Genomic DNA, 4,594 nt, shown 5'->3' on the forward strand with positions numbered 1-4,594 from the left:
GGTATTCATATCCTTCTGCGCCTGCAAATCCAAGCGCTGGTTATCCGTCGCATCCTCCATCAGTATGCCATTGTAACCGCCCCCTTTATACGTTTGCGAAGCAAGGTGCATCTGGGTCTTGTTCGCCGGCAAAGCACCCGGCGGCATATTGGTCGCATGGTAAGTTCTGCCCGTTACGATCGGTTGATCCGGATCCCCGTCCAGAAAATCCACCACCACTTCTTGCCCTACCCGCGGGATCGCCAACATCCCCCAGCCCTTGCCTGCCCACGGTTGCGTCACCCTAATCCAACACGAGCTGTGGTCATCGCGCTGTCCGTCACTATCCCATAAAAAATGATTTACATCCACAATTTTAGGTAAACATTAGAACATTCTGCAAAAAAGAGGAATACTATGCCTACTCCATGTTACGTATCCATCACTGGTAAAACTCAAGGTAATATCACTGCCGGCGCATTCACTGCGGATTCCGTTGGAAATATTTTCGTTCAAGGTCATGAAGACCAAATGCTCGTCCAAGAAGTAAAACATATTGTCAATGTTCCTACTGATCCACAATCAGGGCAGCCTTCTGGCCAACGTGCTCACAAGCCTCTTCAACTGACTGTTGCTTTGAACAAAGCTGTTCCACTACTTTATAATGCACTGGCTTCTGGTGAAATGTTGCCAAAAGTTGAATTAAAATGGTATCGCACATCCATCGAAGGTAAACAAGAGCATTTCTTCACCACCACCTTAGAAGATGCGACGATTGTAAGCCTTGATCTCAATATGCCGCATTGCCAAGATCCTGCGCAAAAAGAGTTCACCCAACTACTGGAAATCTCTTTGGCATACCGCAAAATCACCTGGGAACACGGTGTTGCCGGCACTTCCGGTTCTGATGACTAGCGTGCACCTATCGAAGCATAATTCGATTTTCTATGGCATAGTCTCCCCGGCTATGCCTTGCTTTATTTTAATAATCCGTTAGTAGTAATCACCTTATTATTCAAGGATATTCAAGATGAATTTTATGCCCTACCAATTCCAAGAAGGCGCAATCACGCTACCGGACACTTGGCAAGATCAATCTATGAATGTGTTTGTCCTGCCTGGCGATACCGGAATCAATTTAGTGATCAACCGCGCGCCCGTGCCACATGGTATGACTGATGATGAATATTATCAGGAAGTTTTCCATCAATTTCGTCACAATCTAAAAAATTACCATGAGATTTCATCCGACATGGTACAACTCGATGAAAAACCGGCTCACCTGCTGGAATACCAATGGAAATCGCCGGAGGGAATGATGTATCAGTGCACCTTGTTACAAATTCGCCACAATCTCCTGCTCACATTTACCTATACGGCGCAATCCCCGTTTTCTAAAAAACAACGTGAAGCGCTGTTGGATATCGTTTACTCCTTTAAAGCAACAAAACAAGGAGGATAACCAGCTTGTTAACACACGGGGAACAACTGGCGGCTGATGCCGTTCAACGCATCACCGCTCGCATCAACAACTTTCCGCGCTCTCAAGTCCGCCTCGTCGGTGCCCGCGAAGTAGTTGAGCCCGCTGCGCGCGTGGGTGATAAAATTAAGCATAAAAGCCTGCTGGGAGCAATTGCCGGAGCAGTTGTCGGTGGTATTGTTGCTTCTGCTCCCTATATCCTTGTTGGTTTTTTAGGCCCGTTCGGTGCGGCTGCGCGCATTAGCATGATGTTATATGATATAAGCCAATCGCTTAATACGAATACATCACAAATAAGTGAACCAAGCTGGGCTGAGCAAGCCACTGAAGCAACAAGCCGATTTATTGACAGCTGTCTATCCGGTGAAGACGGCTATATTACTCAAGGCTCAGGCTCAATTTTCATTAACGGAAAACCAGCTGCATTTGCTAGTTTAGAGAATGCCATAAGTTGTAATGACCATAGTCTAAAAATTATCGCCTCAGGCAGTGAAACCGTATCAATGCATAATCAACCTGCTGCACGAAAAGGCGATCAGACGAGCTGTGGCGCAAAAATTATAACCGCCTCACCCAATGTTTTCATTGGCTCGGGTACTGCTACTGTTGCGGATATTGCAGAAGATTTTTCACCCCGAGAAAAAGTCTTGATTGCTGGTATAGAAATGTTTTCTCCACCTTCTGTACGTTCAATCAGAAAAGGACTAGGTAAAATTCGATTAGGAATATTAGATATCCAGGATACTGTTAACGTTGTCTCTCAAAAAGAAAAGTATCATAGAAATCTTTCTGAAAGAAGAAAAGCCTTATTAAGAGATGCAAAAAATCCAAAAACAGATTTAGACAATAAAGCTAGACAATATATACAAGATAACAATGGTAAAAAAGTTCCAAAAGGTTATGAGGTATCACATGAAGAACCTCTATATACAGCAGATACTATTGATAAAAAGAAAAAATTAGATATTGCAGATAATATGCTGACTCAAAGGAAAGATAAGCATAGAATGCGTCATAAAATCTGTGGAGAGCAATATCATATTTTTGGTCCAGCAAATAAACCTAAAATCAATAAATCCGGAGAATAAAATGGACAATCTCATTAAAGAATTTAATAAAATAAAAAAAACCGATTCTTTTGAAGTACATCATAACTATATTAAGAAACTACTATCTCATGAAAATGAAGCTATTTATAAAATTCATTATAATTTTATAAATGATCGTAAAAATACCATCCTACATGAAAGAATATGTCGTGCCTTTGCTAAAAGAAGTGAAAAAGCGGGTAGTTTTTTACTAGAAAAAGCATTAGATAAAAATACAAATAATGCAAGCATTGCCGATATAATTCAAATACTGGGGCTTATGAAATTTCACAAATTAATATCTTATATTCCTTACTTTTTATCTTACTCAGATGAAACCATTCGTTATAAATGTATAATTGTCTTAGGGTGGTTAGGTGGAAAGAAAGAAGTTAGTATCTTAAATAACATCCTTTCACCACAATCACAAGAAGTTGATTATATAAGGGGATATTCCGCTACTGCAATGCGGCAGATATGGTTTAATCATTTAGAACTGAAAGAGTATATTTTAAGCCTATTGTTTGAAAATTTAAAAAATGAATCATCACAACTAGTCAATGCCATGATAATTATTACAATACAAGATATTTTAGATAAAAAACTAGGATTAAAAGAGAATGATCTTGGTGAAATATCTGGAGATATAAGCAAATCAAAAACAAAATCACTATTGACCTTAGATAGTTTTTTTCATAACCAGAACAAAATTTAATCTCATCACTAAAATATAATGAAACAAAGTAAAATCGCTAATATTATTGCTAATACTGGTGCCTATTTCACTCTAACCGAGCCCTGTTCGCTAACGGTATTCTTTTTCTGCAAATTCAGGAAAAGAGCGCTTTGTTTCATTTACTGAAAACAAAAGTACGAGCAGGAACATGTAAGGATTTAGATTTTAATAATTCAATTGCCGACGGTAAAAAACGAGAAACTATTGAACAGCGTCACCATATGCCTAGCCAAGCTGCTGGTAATCGTGGTGGGAATCGGGGAGCATTAGTAATGGATACTTCAGATCATAAACAAACTGCTTCTTATGATAATTTACCTGGCTCAAAAGATTATCGTCAAAGACAAAAAGAACTTGTTTCACAAGGAAAATTTAATGAAGCATTTGATATGGATGCAAAAGATCTTAAAGAAAAGTTTGGGAATAAATATAATCACTCTATAAGAGAATTACGTGATTGGTATATAAAAAATGGCAAAATAAAGGAATAAATATGAAATATGAAATAACTCCATTCCAAAGTGTGGGAAATATTAAACTTGATTTCAGCAGAGATTTTATCAATAAAAACATTCTTAATAATATAAATTACACATCACAAGAAAACAAAAACATTAACACTGGTGAAATATCGACAAATGATTACTTTGATAATGGGATTATTCTTGCATATATGAACAAAGACTATATTTTGCAATGTATAGTTTTAAATGACCCTTGTGAAGCCATTTTTAATGGCATAGATCTTCTTAATCTTTCTTATATAAATTGCTTAAATTATTTAAAAAATTTCGATCCTGACATTGAAGAAGAGGAATACGTTGGCTTTACTAGCTATAATTTAGGTATAGCTATCTATGCTCCTAATGCAATAGATGATAAAAATACATTTATTGAATGTATCACTATTGGAAGATCAGGATATTTTTAAAGATACTGGTTTTAATAAAAACACTTAAAAATGAAACAAAATAAAATAGCGAATATTATTGCTAATACTGGAGCTTACTTCACATTAGCCAAAACTTATTCTCTAACAGTCTCCTTCTCCGCAAATTCAGGAAAGGATCGTTTTGTTCCATCTGCTGAAAAAATTATTAAAGGCGACCCGATTGATGTACTCACCGGTTATCTGGTCGAGCAGCGCACTGATTTCACCCTCGGCCAAACCCTGCCGCTGCGTTTTACCCGCACTTGGGCTCGCCACAAAGCCTCCGACCAGGCTGACGGGTTATGTGGACGCTATTGGGTTGATAACTTCTCCGACTATGCCGAGCTGAGCGGGAATGGCCAGCATGTGCGGATTGCAAC

The 4,594-nt window shown here is 38.4% G+C and carries 8 protein-coding genes; 7 read left to right on the plus strand and 1 reads right to left on the minus strand.

Annotated elements, in window-relative coordinates; translation table 11 throughout:
• Nucleotides 1-351 (minus strand): type VI secretion system tip protein TssI/VgrG (gene tssI / locus B8880_RS11090; RefSeq protein ID WP_260337798.1); only part of this gene is annotated, 351 nt, incomplete at its 3' end.
• A gap of 45 nt (nt 352-396) precedes the next feature.
• Here tssI and B8880_RS11095 point away from each other — a divergent pair.
• The 7 genes from B8880_RS11095 to B8880_RS14450 all read left to right on the plus strand — a co-directional run.
• Complete coding sequence (locus B8880_RS11095) at nt 397-894, plus strand: Hcp family type VI secretion system effector (RefSeq protein WP_084257668.1); 498 nt, start codon at nt 397-399, stop codon at nt 892-894.
• A 115-nt stretch (nt 895-1,009) separates the two neighbouring features.
• On the plus strand, nt 1,010-1,441 hold the full coding sequence (locus tag B8880_RS11100) for a DUF1795 domain-containing protein (protein ID WP_084257669.1): 432 nt from the start codon (nt 1,010-1,012) through the stop codon (nt 1,439-1,441).
• Nucleotides 1,442-1,446: 5 nt separating this feature from the next.
• Entirely contained in the window at nt 1,447-2,547 is a 1,101-nt protein-coding gene (locus tag B8880_RS11105) for a PAAR domain-containing protein (protein WP_084257670.1), read from the plus strand.
• Nucleotide 2,548: 1 nt separating this feature from the next.
• The gene (locus tag B8880_RS11110; protein ID WP_084257671.1) at nt 2,549-3,262 is read left to right on the plus strand and encodes a HEAT repeat domain-containing protein; all 714 of its coding nucleotides are present in this window, start codon (nt 2,549-2,551) and stop codon (nt 3,260-3,262) included.
• Nucleotides 3,263-3,393: 131 nt separating this feature from the next.
• The gene (locus B8880_RS11115) at nt 3,394-3,774 is read left to right on the plus strand and encodes a hypothetical protein (RefSeq protein WP_084257672.1); all 381 of its coding nucleotides are present in this window, start codon (nt 3,394-3,396) and stop codon (nt 3,772-3,774) included.
• Between the two features lie 2 nt (nt 3,775-3,776).
• Nucleotides 3,777-4,214, plus strand: coding sequence for a hypothetical protein (locus B8880_RS11120; protein ID WP_084257673.1), 438 nt, complete (start codon nt 3,777-3,779; stop codon nt 4,212-4,214).
• A gap of 30 nt (nt 4,215-4,244) precedes the next feature.
• A partial coding sequence (locus B8880_RS14450) for a DUF6531 domain-containing protein (protein ID WP_159460748.1) occupies nt 4,245-4,594 on the plus strand: 350 nt, incomplete at its 3' end.

Source organism: Pasteurella testudinis DSM 23072 (assembly GCF_900176075.1).
GTDB classification, from domain to species: Bacteria; Pseudomonadota; Gammaproteobacteria; order Enterobacterales; family Pasteurellaceae; genus Chelonobacter; species Chelonobacter testudinis.

Coding starts and splice junctions, on each gene's coding strand:
- B8880_RS11120 (WP_084257673.1), top strand. CDS start 3,777: ATGAAATATGAAATAACTCCATTCCAAAGTGTGGGAAATATTAAACTT.
- B8880_RS11095 (WP_084257668.1), top strand. CDS start 397: ATGCCTACTCCATGTTACGTATCCATCACTGGTAAAACTCAAGGTAAT.
- B8880_RS11110 (WP_084257671.1), top strand. CDS start 2,549: ATGGACAATCTCATTAAAGAATTTAATAAAATAAAAAAAACCGATTCT.
- B8880_RS11100 (WP_084257669.1), top strand. CDS start 1,010: ATGAATTTTATGCCCTACCAATTCCAAGAAGGCGCAATCACGCTACCG.